General features: G+C 62.9%; 16 protein-coding genes. 12 read left to right on the top strand and 4 right to left on the bottom strand.

Going from position 1 to position 18,752, the window contains the following annotated elements:
* Positions 1-4: 4 nt before the first annotated feature.
* Entirely contained in the window at positions 5-1,015 is a 1,011-nt protein-coding gene (locus G5287_RS01585; protein ID WP_005359254.1) for a substrate-binding domain-containing protein, read from the top strand.
* Positions 1,016-1,105: 90 nt separating this feature from the next.
* Here G5287_RS01585 and G5287_RS01580 read toward each other — a convergent pair whose 3' ends face one another.
* The 3 genes from G5287_RS01580 to G5287_RS01570 all read right to left on the bottom strand — a co-directional run bounded on the left by G5287_RS01580 (position 1,106) and on the right by G5287_RS01570 (position 3,075).
* Positions 1,106-1,834 carry an MgtC/SapB family protein gene (locus G5287_RS01580; protein ID WP_201990472.1) on the bottom strand — a complete coding sequence of 243 codons (729 nt, stop codon included), beginning with the start codon at positions 1,832-1,834 and terminating at the stop codon, positions 1,106-1,108.
* Positions 1,835-2,062: 228 nt separating this feature from the next.
* Positions 2,063-2,467, bottom strand: a complete 405-nt coding sequence (locus G5287_RS01575; protein ID WP_227340909.1) for a hypothetical protein — start codon at positions 2,465-2,467, stop codon at positions 2,063-2,065.
* 422 nt (positions 2,468-2,889) lie between these two features.
* The gene (locus G5287_RS01570) at positions 2,890-3,075 is read right to left on the bottom strand and encodes a YgaP family membrane protein (protein ID WP_201990468.1); all 186 of its coding nucleotides are present in this window, start codon (positions 3,073-3,075) and stop codon (positions 2,890-2,892) included.
* An 88-nt stretch (positions 3,076-3,163) separates the two neighbouring features.
* Here G5287_RS01570 and G5287_RS01565 point away from each other — a divergent pair, with 88 nt between their 5' ends.
* From G5287_RS01565 to G5287_RS01525, 9 genes are read left to right on the top strand one after another with little or no spacing between them, the layout of a single operon-like run.
* Positions 3,164-3,478, top strand: a complete 315-nt coding sequence (locus G5287_RS01565; RefSeq protein ID WP_005338008.1) for an ArsR/SmtB family transcription factor — start codon at positions 3,164-3,166, stop codon at positions 3,476-3,478.
* Complete coding sequence (locus G5287_RS01560; RefSeq protein WP_227340908.1) at positions 3,478-3,891, top strand: YeeE/YedE family protein; 414 nt, start codon at positions 3,478-3,480, stop codon at positions 3,889-3,891. Before G5287_RS01565 ends, G5287_RS01560 begins: the two co-directional genes overlap by 1 nt.
* A 13-nt stretch (positions 3,892-3,904) precedes the next feature.
* A complete protein-coding gene (locus G5287_RS01555; protein WP_227340907.1) occupies positions 3,905-4,375 on the top strand; it encodes a YeeE/YedE family protein in 471 nt (156 codons plus the stop codon).
* Positions 4,376-4,416: 41 nt separating this feature from the next.
* Positions 4,417-5,451 (top strand): efflux RND transporter periplasmic adaptor subunit, encoded by a 1,035-nt coding sequence (locus tag G5287_RS01550; protein WP_421230740.1) that lies wholly within the window; start codon positions 4,417-4,419, stop codon positions 5,449-5,451.
* Positions 5,444-8,608, top strand: a complete 3,165-nt coding sequence (locus tag G5287_RS01545; protein ID WP_421230678.1) for an efflux RND transporter permease subunit — start codon at positions 5,444-5,446, stop codon at positions 8,606-8,608. Before G5287_RS01550 ends, G5287_RS01545 begins: the two co-directional genes overlap by 8 nt.
* Before the next feature lie 27 nt (positions 8,609-8,635).
* Positions 8,636-9,775 carry an efflux RND transporter periplasmic adaptor subunit gene (locus G5287_RS01540; RefSeq protein WP_421230677.1) on the top strand — a complete coding sequence of 380 codons (1,140 nt, stop codon included), beginning with the start codon at positions 8,636-8,638 and terminating at the stop codon, positions 9,773-9,775.
* Positions 9,768-10,457, top strand: a complete 690-nt coding sequence (locus tag G5287_RS01535) for an ABC transporter ATP-binding protein (RefSeq protein ID WP_244775072.1) — start codon at positions 9,768-9,770, stop codon at positions 10,455-10,457. The genes G5287_RS01540 and G5287_RS01535 overlap by 8 nt, the downstream gene beginning before the upstream one ends.
* Positions 10,458-11,672, top strand: coding sequence for an ABC transporter permease (locus G5287_RS01530; RefSeq protein WP_069527918.1), 1,215 nt, complete (start codon positions 10,458-10,460; stop codon positions 11,670-11,672).
* Positions 11,672-12,871 carry an ABC transporter permease gene (locus tag G5287_RS01525; protein ID WP_421230676.1) on the top strand — a complete coding sequence of 400 codons (1,200 nt, stop codon included), beginning with the start codon at positions 11,672-11,674 and terminating at the stop codon, positions 12,869-12,871. The genes G5287_RS01530 and G5287_RS01525 overlap by 1 nt, the downstream gene beginning before the upstream one ends.
* A gap of 51 nt (positions 12,872-12,922) precedes the next feature.
* Here the strand turns inward: G5287_RS01525 and G5287_RS01520 are convergent, their stop codons facing one another.
* Complete coding sequence (locus G5287_RS01520) at positions 12,923-15,385, bottom strand: diguanylate cyclase domain-containing protein (protein ID WP_421230675.1); 2,463 nt, start codon at positions 15,383-15,385, stop codon at positions 12,923-12,925.
* Between the two features lie 430 nt (positions 15,386-15,815).
* On the opposite strand from G5287_RS01520, the gene G5287_RS01515 reads away from it, so the two are divergent.
* Positions 15,816-16,832, top strand: coding sequence for a lipoate--protein ligase A (locus tag G5287_RS01515; RefSeq protein ID WP_158113190.1), 1,017 nt, complete (start codon positions 15,816-15,818; stop codon positions 16,830-16,832).
* 223 nt (positions 16,833-17,055) lie between these two features.
* Entirely contained in the window at positions 17,056-18,750 is a 1,695-nt protein-coding gene (locus G5287_RS01510) for a pyridoxal phosphate-dependent decarboxylase family protein (RefSeq protein WP_421230674.1), read from the top strand.
* Positions 18,751-18,752: the final 2 nt, after the last annotated feature.

Raw genomic sequence — 18,752 nt, 5'->3', positions numbered from 1 at the left:
CCAGGTGGAGAAGAAGAAACGGATCACGATTGCCCAGATCGCCGAACTGGCGGGGGTGTCCAAGGCGACCGCCAGTCTGGTGCTCAACGGGAAGAGTGCGGAGTACCGGATTGCCGACGATACCCGCAAGCGCATTCAGGCGGTGGCGGAGGAGTGTCACTACCTGCCGAGCTTTCACGCCCGCTCCCTGCGCGAGACCCGCAGCTACACCTGGGGGTTGGTGATCCCCGATCTCACCAACTTCGGTTTTGCCCGCATTGCCCGTGCCCTCGAGGCCTACTGCCGGGAGGCGGGCATCCAGCTGCTGATCGCCTGCTCCGAGGATGATCCCGCCCTCGAGCAGCGGGTGGTGGACAACCTCATCAGCCGTCAGGTGGATGGGCTTATTGTCGCCTCCAGCGGCCACAGCGATGACATCTATGCCCGCATCCACGACCGCCTGCCGGTAGTACAGCTCGACCGCCATATTGGCGAGTCGCGCCTGCCCATGGTGATCTCCGATGCCTGCAAGGCGACAGCCGAGCTGGTGCGGGACATGGCCAGCGAGTGCGGAGAGGAGATCTACTACTTCGGCGGTTTGCTGGATCTCTCCCCCAGCCGTCACCGGCTGGCGGGCTATGAGCTGGGGCTCCATCGCGCCGGTTTTGAAGCCGATGCCGCCCGGGTGCGCCATCGCGACTACCAGCCGAGCTCCGGTTATCAGCTGATGGCTGAGCTGGTGGCCGAGCTGGGAGCGCCCCCCAAGGGGCTCTTTACCGCCTCCTTTACCCTGCTGGAAGGGGTACTGCGCTACCTCAACGAGGCGGGGTTGATGGAGACAGGGATGCGGCTGTGCACCTTCGACGATCACGACCTGCTCGACTGCATTCCCATGCGAATCGACTCGGTGGCGCAGGATTGTCCGGCGCTGGCCCTCGCCGCTTTCGAGCTGATGCAGCAACTGATAGCGGGCAGTCCTCCCGCACAGACCGCCCAGGTGATCACCCCCAGGGTGCGCTGGCGCAGCCGCCGCTAGCCACTCTTCGCTCATCCATATGAAAAAGCCCCGCCATTGCTGGCGGGGCTTTTTGCTGTGGGCGGGTGGCTCGTTCCTCTGGCCGGCAGCTCAGTCGGTGGTACTGGCGCGCCAGAATATCTGCTTGATATGGGGATGAATGCCGAGTTTCACCATCAGGGCATCCAGTTCGTCGCCATCAATGGAGGTGGCCAGCAGCACCGCCGAGATCTCCAGATCCCTCTCGCCAAATGGCTCGATGTCGAGCTCGCTCATGGGATAGTTGGCCTGCTCCAGCATCTCCTCGAGCCAGTGCAGCACCTCCTTTTGATGCTCACGGGGGGTCAGGGCAGTCACCTTGTAGGTGACTTCAGTATCCAGATTGTCTACCGGGCGACGGTTGATCTGGTTGACCAGCGGTCTCAGCAGGGTGTTGGCGGCCAGCACGAACAGGGCGCCCAGAATGGCCTCCATGGCGAGCCCGGCGCCACAGGCGGCGCCGACCGCAGCGACACCCCACAGGGTGGCGGCGGTGTTGATGCCACGGATATTGCCCGACTCGCGCATGATGACGCCGGCGCCGAGAAAGCCGATGCCGGAGACAATATAGGCCACCACATGGACCACGTTGTAGTTGCCGCCGTGCAGGTCATAGATTCGCTGGGCCAGGCTGACGAACAGGGCGGCTCCCACGGCGACCAGCACGTTGGTGCGCAGGCCCGCGGTACGTTGGCGGTACTGGCGCTCCAGCCCGACCAGACTGCCGAGCACAAAGGCGAGCAGCAGGCTGGCCAGAGTGTCGAGCAGTGAGAGCATGTCTAGTTGTTGCCACATCTTCATGGCGTACTCCTTCTTATGAAAGCTGGCTTGGCACAATCCATGATGAAACGCCGGGTGGCGGATGGATCAGAGGGGGATTGAGCGGATGGCCAGCAGAAAAACGCAGCGTCCCGGGTTTAGCTTCCGGGGCGCGAGCATCATCAGATGCCCTGACGCTCGGAGAGGACGCAACAAGTGGGGCCAGCGTGGCTGGCCCCTTGAACGGTCGTTAGTGCAGCAGGATGCGCGTCAGTTGAGTTCGGGAGTCGTGTCGATGCGCGGACGCAGCTCCCAGCGCACCGGATGCGCTACTCCGACCTGATGAACAAACTGCACCAGATAGCGGCGCTGGGGTGGAGTGCAGTGCACATTGAGCACCAGCTCTCGCCCGCCGCTGCGACCCGGTTTCATCGATTGCATCGGTTGCAGTCCGGCCGGTTGCAGGGTGTGGCTCACCATATCCAGCACCTGCTCCATATCGGCGCGATCCTCGCAGCGGATCTGCAGCCTATAGTGGTGCTGGCGCGGTTTGCCGCCCAGCCAGCGTGGCAACATGCCGCGCCCCAGCTTGCTCAGCAGGGGGTGAGCCCGGGGTGCAACAGAACCTGTTGCGACCGCGCGATCCGCAGCCGGTTTGATTGAGATAAAACGCATAGCAGCCTCCTTGTGGGAAGCAGAAACTATGCAGGCAAGGTGTCATGGCAAAGCCAGATCACCTGACGTCAAGTGTAAAAAGGGAGAAGAGGGGAGTGGATTTCCGCTTCTCGCAGGGTTGCGAGCATGCGGCAGAGAAAGACCTGCGGCTAGCTCGCGACCTTGGTACCGACGATGAGGGTCGGTCTACAACTGTCACTTGATGAGTTGCCCACTGATGGTCTCCGCTGTGTTAAGAACGGCAAAATGGTACTCATCCAGAGCGGTGAGGTAAAGCCTTATCGGCCTTCCAGCAACATTTAGATACAAGTTTGTCAATAATGGGGCCGACTGGCTACCTCCATAAGCATCAGGGAGCGACGATAGCCATCGCCGCGCGATGACGCCCCGCTAGCAGGACCGCCCCTGTCTTGCGCGACCTGTTACTTCAGCCCCAGGCGCTTGAGGAGCATGGCGGCCGGGCAGAAACCGGTGAATGCGCTCTGGATCAGGTTGACCCCGACAAAGGCACTCAACCAGACAAAGCCCGGATGAACCCAGGTGGTAAGGATCAGCGAGAGCAGCAACATGCAACCCGCGACGATTCTGACGCCGTTATCTACTGTCATGGTCTTTCTCCTTATCTACTTTAGATGTTGCTAATTTAGTGTTGTTTTATACAATAGAACAAATATCAGCAATTGCTAATTTACTCTTATGAGCCAATTCGACGAGATGAACAGACATGCGACAGCCGCCGCCTCCCTGCTCAAGGCGTTGGCTCATCCCGAACGCCTGATGGTGCTCTGCCAGCTGGTGGAGGGGGAGAAGGGGGTCGGGGAGCTGCTGGCCCATAGCCAACTCGGGCAGTCGGCCTTCTCCCAGCAACTGTCGGTATTGAAGCGCTACGGCCTGATCCGTTCGCGCAAGGTCTCCCAGCAGATCTACTACTCGCTGGTGAGCGAGGCGGCCGCCGATGTGTTGGGCGCGCTGCAAACCCATTTTTGTCACTCAGAAAATAAGGAATCTTGATGATGGAAAGCCAATGGCTGCTCTCTTTGGGCGGTGGCATGCTGGCGGGGCTGTCGGCCCTGATCCTGATGTTGTTCAACGGCCGGGTGGCCGGGATCAGCGGTATTCTGGCCGGTGCGCTGCAACACCGTGCGCCGTGGCGGGTGCTGTTTCTGCTGGGGCTCGGGGCGGGTGCCTGGTTGGCGCTGAACCTGGGCTGGGCCCGCATGCCCACATTCACCACGCTGCCCGGCTGGCCCGTTGTGCTGCTGGCCGGTCTGCTGGTCGGCATCGGTACCCGTCTTGGCAATGGCTGCACCAGCGGCCACGGCATCTGTGGCATGGGGCGGCTCTCCCTGCGCTCCATCGTCGCCACCCTCACCTTTATGGCGGCAGGCTTTATCACCGTCTTCGTCACTCATCATCTGCTGTAAGGGGCTGATCGCCATGAAGTTGCTGACAAGTTTGTTTGCGGGCCTGCTGTTTGGACTGGGGATGGCCATCTCCGACATGGTGGATCCCGCCCGGGTCACCGGTTTTCTCGATCTGGCAGGCACTTGGGATCCCAGCCTTGCCTTCGTGATGGGGGGCGCCCTGCTGGTCTTTATGCCGGGTTATTTTCTGCTGGTGAAACCCCGTCCCCTGAGCCTGCTGGGGGAACCAATGGCCCGGGTTCCCGCTCCCGTGCTGGATCGCCGCCTGATTGGCGGGGCTGCGCTGTTTGGTATCGGCTGGGGATTGGTGGGCATCTGTCCTGGGCCTGCTCTGAGTCTCATTTCCAGCGGGCAGCCCATGATAATGTTGTTTATCGCGGCCATGGTGGCCGGGATCTTGCTGTTTGACAGAGGGCTGGCCAGGGTGCTGACCAAGGCGCCAGCTCGGGGAAAGGATAAGGTGCGCCAGTCCCATACCGCCTGATCCCGTGAAGTGACTGATGATGCCAGGGAAGGAGAGTAATGATGGAAAAGATCCGGTTGCTGGGGATCACCTTGTTGGTGATGACATCGCAGGCCATGACATCCGCCCTGGCCGCGGAAGGGGAGCCAGAGCCCTTGCTGACAGTGGCGCCACTGCCGGTGACCGACTGGCTGACGCTGGATGGCACCGTCAGTGCCATCAACCAGGGGACGGTGGCGGCCCAGACCAGCGGCCGGGTCTCCCGCATGCTGGTGGATGTGAACGATCAGGTGCAGGCGGGACAGCCGCTGCTGGAGATCAGCGGCAAGGAGCAGTTTGCCGCCGTCACGGGTGCCGAGGCGCGACTGGCCAGAGCCAAGGCCCAGCAGGTGGAGGCAGAGCGCCAGCTTGCTCGTTTTCAGGCACTTATCGCCAAGGGAGTGATCACCCGCGCCCAGCTCGACAATGCCCAGGCGACTGATCGCGCCGCCCGCGCCGAGGTCAATGCGGCCGATGCGGCTCTCACTCAGGCCCGCGAGGCCTACGGTTATACCCGCATTCTGGCTCCCTACGCCGGAGTGGTGACCAAACGGCTGGTGGAGTTGGGGGAGACTGTCGCTCCCGGTACCCCGCTGCTCTCCGGCTTCTCTCTCGACACCTTGCGGGTGGAGGTGGAGTTGCCCCAATCCGCCCTGACGCTGGCTCGTGAGCCTGCGGATGTGCAGGTGCTGCTGCCCGATGGCAAGTCTGTTACCCCGGTCAAACTGACCCGCTTCAATTATGCCGACAGCCAGAGCCACGCCTTCAGGTTGCGCCTCGACTTGCCGCCGCAAACCGCCGGGGTATTGCCCGGCATGTGGCTCAAGGTGCAGCTCAAGCAGGGTGAGCGTCAGGTGTTGCAGGTGCCGGATCGTGCCCTGCTGCGGCAAGGGGAGTTCAATGGCGTCTATCTGCAGCAGCCCGCTGGCTGGGCCCTGACGCCGGTGCGGGTCGGCCATTGCGTCGAGGGACAGTGCGAGATCCTGGCCGGCCTGCAAGCCGGTGACAAGTTGGCCCCCGATGCCTGGGCGCAGCAGCAGGAGGTGGCCCATGAGTAGCGAGCTGAACGGCAACAAGGAGAGGCTGGGGCCTGCCGGTCGGCTGGCTGCGCTGTTTCAGGGCTCGGCAATCACGCCGCTGCTGGCGCTGGTGGGGCTGTTGCTCGGTCTGTTTGCAGTGCTGGTGACCCCCAAGGAGGAGGAGCCGCAGATCGATGTCACCTTCGCCGATGTCTACATTCCCTTCCCGGGAGCCAGCCCGACTGAAGTGGCCTCTCTCGTCACCACCCCTGCCGAGCAGGTGGTCTCCCAGATAAAGGGCATTGATACCCTCTACTCTTTTTCCCAACCCGATGGCGCCCTGCTGGTGGTGGTGTTCAAGGTAGGGGTGAGCCGTGAGCAGGCCATCGTCGATCTCAACAACCAGCTCGACTCCAACCGCGATTGGCTGCCACAGGGGATCGGAGTCGGTCAGCCGCTGGTAAAACCCCGGGGGATCGATGATGTCCCCATCGTCAGTTTGACCTTATGGAGCAAAGAGGGGAACAAGCAACTTGGGGCACCCGAGCTGACCCGGGTCGCCCATGAGCTGGAGACCGAACTCAAGCGCATTTCCGGTACCCGCGATATCTACACGCTGGGCAGCCAGAGCGCCGTGTTGCGGGTGATGCCGGATCCGGCGGCCCTCAGCGCCCACGGCATCAGCTGGGGCGAACTGAGCCAGCGACTGGCGGCCGCCAATCAGGTAGGCACCACACAGGCTATCGAGCAAGATAACCGGGAGATCAAGGTGCAGGTGGGGCAGTTCCTGCAAAGCGAGCAGGAGGCTAGAGAGCTGGTGGTGGGGCTGCACGACGGCAAGCCGGTCTATCTGGGGGAGGTGGCCAGGGTCTCGCTGGGTCAGGAGACCCCGGTGCAGCGCAGCTGGATGGGGCAGGGGGATCGCAGTTATCCGGCGGTGACCCTGGCTATCGGCAAGCAGCCCGGCCAGAACGCGGTCGAGGTGGCCAAGCGGGTGGAAGAACGGGTCGAGAGCCTCAAGAATCGACTCATCCCGGCTGGCGTCGAAGTGACGGTGACCCGTGACTACGGCGTCACCGCCGAGACCAAATCCAACACCCTCATCGGCAAGCTGATCTTTGCCACCACGGCGGTGGTGCTGCTGGTGCTGGTGAGCATGGGCTGGCGCGAGGCGCTGGTGGTGGGGGTTGCCATCGTCATCACCCTGGCGCTGACCCTGTTTGCCAGCTGGGCGTGGGGCTTTACCCTCAACCGGGTGTCGCTGTTCGCGCTGATCTTCTCCATCGGCATCTTGGTGGATGACGCCATAGTTGTGGTGGAGAACATTCACCGCCATCGCGGTTTGGGCAAGGGGGAGCTCAAGGATCTGATACCGGGGGCGGTGGACGAGGTGGGGGGGCCGACCATACTGGCGACCCTGACCGTCATCGCGGCCCTGCTGCCGATGGCCTTTGTCAGCGGGCTGATGGGCCCTTACATGAGCCCCATCCCCATCAATGCCAGTATGGGGATGCTTATCTCCCTGCTGGTGGCCTTTATCTTCTCTCCCTGGCTGGCGAGCCATTTACTCAAGGGTGAGGTGCACGGTACCCACGGCGAGGCCAAGGCGGGTCTCTTTCACCGGCTGATGACCCCTTTCCTGATAGGTGATGGCGCCAAGCGTGCCAGACGCAAGCTCTGGCTGGCGGTGTTGCTGCTGGTCGGGGCGGCTACCGCCATGCCGGTGGTGCAGTGGGTGGTGCTCAAGATGCTTCCCTTTGACAACAAATCTGAATTTCAGCTGGTGCTCGATATGCCGGAGGGGGCGACCCTGGAGCAGACCGAGCGCACCCTGCTGGCGGTTGGGCGGGAGCTTGCCAAGGTGGAGGAGGTGAAGGATTACCAGATCTACGCCGGTACCGCGGCCCCCATCAATTTCAACGGGCTGGTGCGCCACTACTTTATCCGCAGCGGCGCCAACGTGGGGGATATTCAGGTCAATCTGGTGGACAAGCATGAGCGGGATCGCAGTAGCCACCAGATTGCCCAGTCGGTTCGGGAGCCGCTGCAGGCCATCGCCAGTGCGGCAGGGGGCAACCTGAAAGTCGTTGAGGTGCCGCCCGGCCCGCCGGTCTGGTCACCCATCGTTGCCGAAATTTATGGCCCGACTCAGGCTGCCCGAGAAGCGGCGGCACGCGCCGTACAGGCCCGTTTTGTGGCCACAGGGGATCTGGTGGACGTGGATATCTATCTGACCGACCCGCAGCCCAAGTGGCGGCTGGTGGTGGATCGCAGCAAGGCGGCCCTGCTCGGGGTCGATCTCGGGGATCTGGTGAACACCCTCAATGGCGGGGTGGGTTATCAGGATGCCAGCTGGCTGCAGGGTCACGGCGCCAAGTATCCGGTGCCGATCCGTATCGAGTTGGCTCCCGGTGACAAACGGGATCTGGCGGGTGTGCTGGCCCTCAAGGTGCGCAGCCAGAGCGGTCAGCTGGTGCGGGTCTCCGAGCTGGTGAGTCGCCGTGATGAGGTGGCCCCCAGCTATATCATGCACAAGAACATGCAGCCCATGGTGATGGTGGTGGCCGACATGGGTGGCCACACCGACAGCCCGCTCTACGGCATGTTTGCCGCCGGTGCCGATATCGACCTGCCCCAATATTACGTACAGCAGCCGGATAAACTGGGAGAGGTGGCGCTGTTGTGGGACGGTGAGTTGAAGATCACCTACGAGACCTTCCGCGACATGGGGATTGCCTACGGGGTGGGGATGATCCTCATCTACCTGCTGGTGGTGGCGCAGTTTCGCTCCTATCTGGTGCCACTCATCATCATGGCTCCCATTCCGCTCACCATCATAGGGGTGATGCCGGGCCACGCCCTGCTGGGAGCCCAGTTTACCGCCACCTCGATGATCGGGATGATCGCCCTGGCCGGGATCATCGTACGCAACAGCATCCTGCTGGTGGACTTTATCGAGCAGCAGCGCAGCGCCGGAGTGGTGTTCGAGCAGGCGGTGATCGAAGCGGCGCAGGTGCGGGCAAAACCCATCATGCTGACGGCGCTGGCAGCGATGATCGGGGCCCTGTTTATCCTCGATGATCCCATCTTCAACGGACTGGCCATCAGCCTGATTTTCGGGATCCTGGTCTCCACTTTGCTCACCCTGGTGGTGATACCCTTGCTCTATTATGCCCTGCTCTCCCGACGCTCATGACGGGAGTCACTAGCGAAAGGATGCGCGATGAAGAGAGGTTGGTTGTGGTGGGGAAGTGGCGCTGTGGTAGCGGTGGCGGCTGTGGCATGGTGGTGGCGACCGCAGCCGACGCCGATCAGGCTGGCTGAGGTCGGGCGGGGGGATGTGCTGGTCACTGTGGTCAACACTCGGGCTGGCACCATCAAGTCGTGTCAGCGGGCCGGGCTCAGTCTGCCCGGTGGCGGCGTGGTGGAGCAGATCGCCGTCAAGGCCGGGGAGCGGGTAGCCCGGGGAGATCTGCTGCTGACCCTCTGGAGTGACGATATTCACGCCGATCTTGCCCGTGCCCGTGCCCAGCAGGCCCTTGGCAAGACCCAGCGCGAGGAGCGCTGCAGCGAGGCGGCTTACTACGAGCGGGAGGCCAACCGGCTGGCCACCTTGCTGGCCAAAAACCTCACCTCCCGCACCCTCGCCGAGCAGGCCCAGAACCTTGCCGATACCCGCCGCTATGTCTGTCAGGCATCCCGTCAGCAGGAGCGGGTTGACGAGGCGCAGGTCGCCCAGGTGGAGGCCCGCTTGAGCGAGCGCCGCCTGCATGCGCCGTTTGCCGGTGTGGTGGCGGAGGTCAACAGCAAGCTGGGCGAATACATGACCCCTTCACCGCCCGGGGTCGCCATGCCTCCGGTGATCGATCTTATCGACGATCGCTGTCTCTATGTTTCAGCCCCCATCGATGAGGTGGATGCCGCCCGCCTCAAGGTGGGCCAGTCTGCCCGGGTACTGCTCGACGCCATGCCTGGGCGCGATTTTGCCGCCACTATCACCCGCATCGCCCCCTATGTGAAGGAGCTGGAGAAACAGGCCCGCACCGTCGAGGTGGAGGCGGCGCTCACGGCCCTGCCCACCGATGTGCCCCTGCTTATTGGCTACAGCGCCGACCTTGAGGTCGAGGTGACCCGCGTCACCGATGTGCTGCGGGTAGCGGCCAGTAGCCGGGCCGACGATGGCAGCGTGCTGCGGCTGGAAGGGGATAAGCTGGTGCGGGTGGTACCCCGCTGGGGTGTGGAGAACTGGAACTGGATTGAAGTCGCCGAGGGGCTCGCCGCCGGTGATCGGCTGGCGGCCCAGCCCGGACAGATTGTCGGGGAGGGTCCTTTTAGCGCCGCCACGGAGCAGATGGATGAGTGATCTCATTCGCCTTGATGCCGTCAGCCGTCGTTTCACTCTGGGGGGGAGCGAGGTGGCTGCCCTCGATCGCGTCTCTCTGCGGGTTGCCGAGGGGGAGTATCTGGCGGTGATGGGGCCCTCGGGCTCCGGCAAATCGACCCTGCTCAATGTGTTGGGGCTGCTGGATCGGCCAGACGAGGGGCGTTACTGGCTGGGAGGGGAAGATACCGCCACCCTGTCAGAACCGGCGCTGGCCCAGCTGCGCGGCCATCGCATCGGCTTTGTGTTCCAGTCGTTTCACCTCATCTCCCGCCTCACCGCCCGTGAAAACGTCGAGCTGCCGCTGATGTTGTGCGGGATCGCCCCCGCCGAGCGCCATCGCCGAAGCCAGCAGTTGCTGGGGGAGCTGGGGTTGGAGAACCGGGCCGGACACCGCCCTGCCGAACTCTCCGGCGGTCAGCGTCAGCGGGTAGCCATCGCCCGGGCCATGGCAATGGCGCCGCGGCTGATCCTGGCCGACGAGCCCACCGGCAATCTCGACTCCCGCTCCGGGGAGGAGGTGATTACCCTGCTGGAGGGGCTCAACCGGGAGCAGGGGATCACGCTGGTGGTGGTGACCCACGACCCGCGCCTCGGTGAGCGGGCGGGCAGGCGGATCCTGATGAACGATGGCCACATCAACATTGATAGCGGCGGTGGCTGAATGCGGCGGCCCGATGTGATCCGCTTTGCCGCCGTGGCGTTATTGCGTCAGCGTTCACGGGCGCTGGTTTTGATCCTGGCGGTGAGTCTGAGCGTCACCTCCGTGCTGCTGCTCACCGCGCTGGGGGAGGGGGCGAGACGCTATGTGGCCGACCAGTTCAGCTCCCTTGGCAAGGATCTGCTGGTGATGTTCCCGGGTCGCAAGGAGACCACCGGCGGGCTGCCGCCGGTCACCGGCAACAGTCTGCGGCAGATCACACTCGATGACATGCACTACCTTGGCCAGCATCAGCCAAACGTGCGGCTGGTGCCGCTGGTGATGGGCTTTGCCGAGGCCAAGCAGGGGGCGCGGCTGCGCCAGACTATGCTGCTTGGCAGCAGCAACGGGCTACGCGATACCCACGGGCTGGAACTGCTCTCCGGCCGCTGGCTGCCAGGGGATGCCGCAGAGGATCGACCGGCCGTCCTGCTCGGGGCCAAGGTGGCCCGTGAGCTGTTCGGTCAGGCCGATCCGGTCGGTCAGTGGCTGCGTTTTGACAATCGCCGCTTTCGGGTGGTGGGGGTCTTCACCAGCCAGAGCAGCAATCTGGGGATGGATATGGCCGAGGCGGCGCTGATCCCGGTGGGTAGCGCCATGCGGCTGTTCAACACCGAGGGGCTGTTTCGGCTGTTGATCCAGCCGCTGGCGGGGCAAGCGGTGCCGCCGCTGGTCAAGCGGCTGGAGCAGCTGATGCAGGCGCGCCACGGGGTGCTCGATGTGACCGTGGTGCGCCGTGACGCCATGCTGGCCACCTTCTCCACCATTCTCTCGACCCTCACCCTGGCAGTTGCCGGTATCGGCGCCATCAGCCTGCTGGTCTCCGGCATCATGATGATGAATCTGGCGCTGATCAGCACCCGCCAGCGCACCGGCGAGATCGGCTTGCTCAAGGCGCTGGGGGCCGACAGTCGCCAGATCCGCCAGCTGTTTTTGTGGGAGGCGCTGCTGCTGAGCGGCAGTGGCGCGCTGTTTGGCACTGTCTTGGGCTATGCCTTGGTTGGCCTCGCCGGAGTGATTTGGCCCGGATTTCCTGCGGCGGTCCCCTTGCTTGCTACTTTCTGCACCATACCGGCGGCCCTGCTGACCGGGCTGTTTTTTAGCTGGCTGCCCGCCTCCCGGGCGGCACGGCAAGATCCGGTCAGCAGCCTGCGCAGCGGGCAGTGGAGCGGTGGCTGATGCGCGCCGCTGATCTGCTGTTCTGGCTCTGGCGCGCCTTGTTGGCGGGGCGCAGCCGCAGTCTGCTGTCGGCGCTCGGCATCGCCATCGGGATCGCCTCGGTGACCCTGCTCACCGGCATCGGCGAGGGGCTCAGGCTCTATCTGCTCGACAGCTTCTCCCAATTTGGCACCCGGCTGATCGCCGTGACCCCGGGCAAGACAGAGACCGCCGGCGGCCCGCCCGGCATCCTCTCCAGCAGCCGTCCCCTGCTGCTGGAGGATGCCGATGCCCTAGCCAGATTGGCAGGGGTAGAGGCGGCGCTCCCTGTGGTGCAGGGGCAAGGGGAGGTGCGCAGCCGCGGATTGACCCGCAGCACTGCCATTCTGGGCACCGGTTCGGCGGCGCTCTCCGGCTGGCGACTCACCCTGGTGCAGGGACGTTTTCTGCCCGCGGACGACAGTGCCATGCCCCGCGCCTATGCGGTGCTGGGGGCCAAGGTGGCGGCTGAATTGTTTCCCGGCGGAGATGTGCCGGGCAGTCTGCTGCGGGCCGGTGATCGCCGTTTTCGGGTGGCCGGCGTGCTGGCGCCCAAGGGGCAATTTCTCGGCTTTGATCTGGATGACATGATCTATCTGCCCGCCGCCCACGCCCAGGCGCTGTTCAACAAGGAGGGGCTGCAGGAGATCGACGTCATCTATCGCGCCGGGCAGACGGAGGCCGACATCACCGCCCAGATCCGGCGGGTGCTGATCGCCCGCCACGGCGCCGAGGATTTTACCCTCACCTCCCAGCAGGACATGCTGACCAGCCTCGACAAAATCCTCTCCATCATCAAGCTGGCGGTTGGCGGGCTCGGCATTATCTCGCTGCTGATCGGGGCGGTCGGCATCTTCAGCATCATGAGCATCGCCCAGCAGGAGCGGATCCCCGAGGTGGGTCTGCTGATGGCGCTGGGCTGCCCACGGCGGCGCATTCTATTGCTGTTCCTGCTCGAAGCCGTGGTGCTGGCGCTGCTGGGCGGAGCCATGGGACTGACCTTGCTCGGGGGGCTCAAACTGCTGCTCACCCTGCTGGCGGCCGGCTTGCCGCTCACCCTCCATCCTCTCTATCTGCTGTTGGCGCTCGGTTGCAGCGCTCTGGTTGGTCTATTGGCTGGGGTTGCTCCTGCGCTACGAGCAGTGCGTCTCGATCCCGTGGTAGCCCTGCGCGGTGACTAGGCCGCCCCTTTCGCAAGAGGCGCGTTACGCTCGGGTCTGAACAGGGGGGAACTAGGCGACCACCTCCGCAACAGACAGGCTGCGCTCAGATCTGAACAGGGGGAAGTAGCGGCGATCCGCCTGACTCATGTGGCCGACCACCAGCTCCTGAATGATGAAGTTGAGTAACTCGTCGTTGCCCAGAGTCCCCGCTTTGGCGGCGTGCAGCAGCTGGCCTGCTTTGTTGAGCAGGCGCTGGTGATCCTGACGGTGGCTGACGAGCTCCCGATAGTCGATCTCCGCCAGCATCTGCTCTTCAAAGGCGAAGTGGTGGCGGGCCATGTCGAATAGGCTCTCCAGACTCTCCAAAAACGGGGCCGGATCCTCGTGCTGATCTTTCATCCGCTCCAGCAGTCGGTTGGTCAATACGAAGAGCTGGCGATGCTCGGCATCGATACGCGGGTGACCGCACTCGTGGCCGGGTTGCCACAGCAGGGCGCCCTGCGCGGGATCAAGGCCCTCGGTAAAGAGGCATACCCGGCCGCGGCCGCGATTCTTCGCCTGATACATGGCCTGATCGGCGTGGTGCATCAGGGTTTTGGCATCCTCCCCGTGCTCGGGATAGAGCGCCAGCCCGATACTGCTGGAGATAAGCAGCTCCTGCCCCTCCAGCTGGAACGGATGGCGCAGCTGCTGGTGCAGCTTGTCGGCCACCGCCAGCACTTCGTCGCCACTCTCCGGCAGCAAGATAACGAACTCGTCGCCCCCCAGCCGTGCCACCAGATCCTGTTTGCGCACGCAGTGGCTCATCCGCTTGGCCACCATATTGAGCAGAATATCCCCGGTCTCATGGCCGAAGGTGTCGTTGATCGGCTTGAAGTGATCGAGATCGATAAACATCAATGCCAGCGGACGGGGCGTCTCCTGCTCCATCAGCTCCTTGAGCCGTTGCTGCAGCAAGCGGCGATTGGGCAGCCCGGTGAGGGGGTCGTAGAAGGCGAGGCGGCGCATCATCTCCTCCCGTGCTGCCCGCTCGGTGATATCCCGGGTGACCCCGAGGATCGCCTCCGGCTGGGCATTGTGGTTGCCATGGAGGGTGGTGATGGTCTCGGTCGCCACCAGATGGCCATCCTTGTGGCGCAGCTGGGTGCGAATGACCCGGCGGGTCTGGTCATGTTCTCCCCGCTGCCAGGCCTCCAGAGTGGCAGAGATCTCCTCGCGCAGCAGTTGCCTTGAGGCATCCGGCAGCAGCTGTTTGAGGGGCAGGGCAAACAGCTCGGGGGCCTCGTAGCCGCTCAGAGGAGTGATGGCCGGGCTGACGTAGCGAAAGCGCAAGCTGGCGGCATCCATGGTCCAGATCACATCGGCGCTGTTCTCCGCCACGAAGCGATAGTGTTGCTCGCTCTGGGCCAGTTCACGGGTCAGCCGCTGGCGATCCCGCGCCTCCTGGCGCAGGCGCAGATAGAGGTGCAAGAAGATGCCGAGCAGGGTCATCAGGGTAAAGGTGATTAGCATGGCCACCGCCACGCTCTTGTCGAGCAGCTGCCGTTGCTGGCGCAGCCGCTCCTGCGCCGGGTCGTAGATAAAGCGGTCGAGGTTGGGCAATACCGTGAGCATGCCCGCCTCCAGATAGGTTTTGGCGATCTGCAGCCAGCGCTCCTGCTGCATGTAGCCAGGTTCGATCAGATCCGGCTGCATCAGCTCTCTGGTTTCACGAGCCTCGAACTCCAGCTGTTCACGGCCAGCCCCGGTCGGGTACTGCTCCATGATGAGGTTGATCATCTCTTCGGGGTGGTCCATCGCATAGCGCCACCCCTTGAGGCTGGCCTGCTGGAAGGCGTAGACCCGATCCTGTCGGGTGATCAGCTCCCGCTCGGAGGTAAACAGGTTGTCGCCGTAGAAGTCGAAGTCGATGGTGCGCGGACTGAAGACCCGATAGGGGATCCCTTTTTGTTGCAGATAGAAGGGCTCGGTAGTGCTGTAAGCGCTGATGGCATCCACCTTGCCCGCCAGCAGTGCCTGAATCCCCTGTTTGTAGGGAAGGGTGACCCAGTCGCGGCTGCGGGTCTGGTGGGAAAGGTAGGTCAGCAGCTCGTTGGAGCCCGGCTCCAGCATCAGTCGCTTGTTGGCCAGATCGGCCGGGTTGCGAATATCTGGCCGATCCAGCGTGAGCAGAACCAGCGGCGAGTGCTGCAGCAGGGCGGCGAGCACCACCACCGGACGACCGGCAGCCCGATCCAGCAGCAGATCACTGCCGCTGATGCCAAACTGGGCCTTTCCCGAGATCACCTCGCTGACCACATCGGTGCGGGAGTCCGCTTCACGCAAGGTCACATGCAGACCGGCCTCCCGATAAAACCCTTTGGCGATGGCTGCGTAGTAACCGGCAAACTGGAACTGGTGCTGCCACGGCAACTGGACGATGACCTGCTCGCCGGCTCGCACGGGGGAAGAGGTCAGGGTCGTGATGACCATACTGACCAGCATTGGCATAAACCAGCTGAGGGGCTGGCGGGGCGCTGCGTTCTCCGTCATACAACGTTTCTCTCGGGAGCGGTGTCTAGGCTAGATTCAAGCAATTTTGTGTCACCTGCAAGGGGAGAAAAGGCGTTTGCAATGGGGTATAGGGGGGTTGGAAAGTCATTTTTGTGTCGTTCATCACACGGGATGGATACATGCCGTTTTTTTGCAAGTTATGTGACCAATAAGAGAGTCATATGGCCTATCGAAGTGGTCGCATTCTAGCCACTTTTTCCCATTTTTATCGTTGGCATTGTGGCTTGACTGCATTTTTTCCGTGGTTGCACGTCAAGCTGTGTCGTTATATCAATAGATACTTTTATGGGGCAGTCAGGTGTGACGCAAATGTATCGCGGCTGCTGCGCACCGGTTAATGTGCGATGGCTCAGTGATGGTACCCCGTCAGTGTTATCATGCTGCCCCCAGTTCAGGATAAGGTCTTTTTATGTCCCGCTTGCGTCTGCTTGTCTCCGACTCTCACGATCCCCTGTTCAATCTGGCCGTTGAGGAGTGCATCTTCCGCCAGATGGACCCCGGCCAGCGGGTGCTGTTCCTCTGGCGCAATGCCAATACCGTGGTGATTGGCCGTGCCCAGAACCCGTGGAAGGAGTGCAATACCCGCCGCATGGAAGAGGACGGGGTGACCCTGGCGCGTCGCAGCAGCGGTGGCGGCGCCGTGTTCCACGACCTTGGCAACAGCTGCTTCACCTTCATGGCGGGCAAGCCGGAGTATGACAAGAGCGTCTCCACCGCCATAGTGCTGGACGGGCTCAAGCGATTGGGGATAGAAGCCTTTGCCTCCGGTCGCAACGATCTGCTGGTGGCCACCCCGGACGGGGAGCGCAAGGTATCGGGGTCGGCCTATCGGGAGACTCTGGATCGCGGATTCCACCACGGCACCCTGCTGCTGGACGCCGATCTCGGCCGCCTTGCCAACTACCTCAACCCCGACCCCAAGAAGCTGGCGGCCAAGGGGATCACCTCGGTGCGCAGCCGGGTGGCCAATCTGTGCGAACTGCTGCCGGGGCTCGACCATCAACAGGTGAGTGAGGCGCTGCAGGAGGCCTTCTTCCACCATTACGGCGCGCGAGTTGAGCCCGAGCATATCTCCCCGGAGCAGATGCCGGATCTGCCGGGCTTTGCCGAGACCTTCGCCCGCCAGCGCAGTTGGGAGTGGAACTACGGCCATGCACCGGCTTTCAGCCATCTGCTGGAGGAGCGGTTCAGCTGGGGCGGGGTGGAGCTGCACTTTGATGTGGAGAAAGGGGTCATCACCCGGGCGCAGCTCTTTAGCGATACTCTGGAGCCGGCCCCGTTTGATCTGCTGGCGGCCGAACTGGCGGGTTGCGGCTATCGACTGGACGCGGTTTCCGCGCGCCTGCAGCCCTGGCTGGCGGCCTTCCCGCAGCAGCAGAGCGAGCTGGCGGAGTTTGCCGAGTGGCTGTTGACCTCCCTGCGTTAAGGGGGGCACTGCACTGATGGCGGTCCGTTAGTGAGGGCGCTGTCAGCCAGGATGGGAGCAAGATCACGAAATATAAAGAGGCGCCTCAAAGGCGCCTTTTTGCCAGCCCTTGTGATGGCTGATACATGACAAAAAGTAGGGTAGGCCATTAGATATTGTCACTGTCGGCCCCGCTGGTACAGGGGTATAACGGCCGCACATTTGCTGTACTAATGGTATAAAAATGAGTGACTTAGTTTATCTTCAAGACGAAAGCGTCAATGCCGTCCACCCCGATTTTTCCGCCCGTTTCGCCACAGTCAAAGCCAACTTTTTCTCGCGCAATCCCGATCTCTGGCCCGTTTTTCGCGAACCCGGATTTGCCACCCTCAACGAATTTCGGGCCCGTGGCCTGGCGCCGGATGCCCGCCTGAACGCCTGGCCTGATGGCCGTGCCCGCCTGGCCGATCTCTGCGAGACCATGCCGGTGCCCGCCACCATGCGCACCCCGGGCGAGCCGATGGCCGAGCTGCTGTTTGCCGCCGCCCTGTCGAAGGATTGGGAGAACCCCTCCAGCGTCGAGAACGTCATCACCATGTCGGCGGATCCCGCTATCTATGGCGCCCAGCTGGGCATTCTGGCCAACCCCAATCTGGTCTACTCCGAATACGCCGGGGTCGCCGAGGAGCTGGAGAAGAAGGTAGTGCGCCAGATTGCGCTGCTGGCAGGCTATGACCCCGAGCGGGCCACCGGCATCTTCACCCAGGGGGGGACCTTCTGTAACCTCTACGGCTACCTGCTCGGCATTCGCAAAACTTTGCCGGAGGCCAAGCACAAGGGGCTCGGTCACTATCAGGATTACCGCATCATCAACTCCCAGGGGGGGCATTACTCCAACATCACCAACCTCTCCCTGCTCGGGGTCGATATCGAGAACAAGACCATCCGCATTCAGGTCGGCGAGAACAATGACATCGATCTCGACCACCTCGAGCGCACCCTGACCGCCTGTTTTGCCCTGAAACACGTGGTGCCCGCCATCATGCTCACCATGGGCACCACCGACACCTTCGGGGTGGATCAGGTGAAACCCGTGTTCGAGCTGCGCAATCGCCTCTGCGAGCAGTTCGAGGTGGCGGTCAAACCGCACATTCACGTCGATGCCGCCATCGGCTGGTCGATGATCTTCTTCCTGGGTTACGACTTTGCCGCCAACCCGCTTGGCATCAATGCCGCAACCCTGGCCGGGATCGAGCGCAACGTAGCGCGCTTTGCCGAGCTCAAATATGCCGACTCCTTCACTGTCGACTTCCAGAAGTGGGGCTATGTACCCTACACCTCCAGTCTGGTGATGATCAAGGAGCAGGATGACCTCAAGGCGATGGAGAATGACCCGGAGAACTTCTCCTACTTCGAGCGGGACATTCAGGGGCAGACCCACCTGCAATCCACCATCGAGTGCTCCCGTGGCGCGAGTGGCCTGTTTGGCGCCTATGCGGCGCTCAACTATATGGGGGTCGAGGGGTATCGCACCGTGCTGGCCCACTGCCTGCAAAATGCCAACTACTTCCGCTATCGCCTGAGCCAGCTTGGCAACGTCAAGCTGGTGGCGCAGGAGAATCAGGGGCCGAGTGTCGGCTTCAAGATCTACAACCCCGAGTGGGTGAGCGATCCGGAGGCCGAGTTCGCTTTCGAACTGGCGCGCTCCAGCGATCCCGCCTACAAGGCGCGGCTGCAGCGCAATACCGACTATCACCGCAGCCTGTTCAAGGGGCGCGGCAAGGTGGGGCTCTACACCAACTGGGTGGAGGCGGTGGCCCACTCCGACTATGACGCCCGCGGCAAGTACTCCTACATCGCCGGGGAGAAGGCGGTATTTATGAACCCTGCCTGCACTCGCGAGCAGATCGACGCCTTTATCGACCATATTCGCGGTTGAGG

Source organism: Aeromonas sp. 603079 (assembly GCF_049172135.1).
Classification (GTDB): domain Bacteria; phylum Pseudomonadota; class Gammaproteobacteria; order Enterobacterales; family Aeromonadaceae; genus Aeromonas; species Aeromonas veronii.
Note: the sequence above shows the minus strand (reverse complement) of the source record. Positions and strands in the feature narration are given on the sequence as shown.

What these genes read in the sequence shown, in the direction of transcription:
- G5287_RS01580 (WP_201990472.1), bottom strand. Translation starts at nt 1,834, where the DNA reads ATGAAGATGTGGCAACAACTAGACATGCTCTCACTGCTCGACACTCTG.
- G5287_RS01575 (WP_227340909.1), bottom strand. Translation starts at nt 2,467, where the DNA reads ATGCGTTTTATCTCAATCAAACCGGCTGCGGATCGCGCGGTCGCAACA.
- G5287_RS01570 (WP_201990468.1), bottom strand. Translation starts at nt 3,075, where the DNA reads ATGACAGTAGATAACGGCGTCAGAATCGTCGCGGGTTGCATGTTGCTG.
- G5287_RS01565 (WP_005338008.1), top strand. Translation starts at nt 3,164, where the DNA reads ATGAGCCAATTCGACGAGATGAACAGACATGCGACAGCCGCCGCCTCC.
- G5287_RS01560 (WP_227340908.1), top strand. Translation starts at nt 3,478, where the DNA reads ATGATGGAAAGCCAATGGCTGCTCTCTTTGGGCGGTGGCATGCTGGCG.
- G5287_RS01555 (WP_227340907.1), top strand. Translation starts at nt 3,905, where the DNA reads ATGAAGTTGCTGACAAGTTTGTTTGCGGGCCTGCTGTTTGGACTGGGG.
- G5287_RS01550 (WP_421230740.1), top strand. Translation starts at nt 4,417, where the DNA reads ATGGAAAAGATCCGGTTGCTGGGGATCACCTTGTTGGTGATGACATCG.
- G5287_RS01545 (WP_421230678.1), top strand. Translation starts at nt 5,444, where the DNA reads ATGAGTAGCGAGCTGAACGGCAACAAGGAGAGGCTGGGGCCTGCCGGT.
- G5287_RS01540 (WP_421230677.1), top strand. Translation starts at nt 8,636, where the DNA reads ATGAAGAGAGGTTGGTTGTGGTGGGGAAGTGGCGCTGTGGTAGCGGTG.
- G5287_RS01535 (WP_244775072.1), top strand. Translation starts at nt 9,768, where the DNA reads ATGAGTGATCTCATTCGCCTTGATGCCGTCAGCCGTCGTTTCACTCTG.
- G5287_RS01530 (WP_069527918.1), top strand. Translation starts at nt 10,458, where the DNA reads ATGCGGCGGCCCGATGTGATCCGCTTTGCCGCCGTGGCGTTATTGCGT.
- G5287_RS01525 (WP_421230676.1), top strand. Translation starts at nt 11,672, where the DNA reads ATGCGCGCCGCTGATCTGCTGTTCTGGCTCTGGCGCGCCTTGTTGGCG.
- G5287_RS01520 (WP_421230675.1), bottom strand. Translation starts at nt 15,385, where the DNA reads ATGACGGAGAACGCAGCGCCCCGCCAGCCCCTCAGCTGGTTTATGCCA.
- G5287_RS01515 (WP_158113190.1), top strand. Translation starts at nt 15,816, where the DNA reads ATGTCCCGCTTGCGTCTGCTTGTCTCCGACTCTCACGATCCCCTGTTC.
- G5287_RS01510 (WP_421230674.1), top strand. Translation starts at nt 17,056, where the DNA reads ATGAGTGACTTAGTTTATCTTCAAGACGAAAGCGTCAATGCCGTCCAC.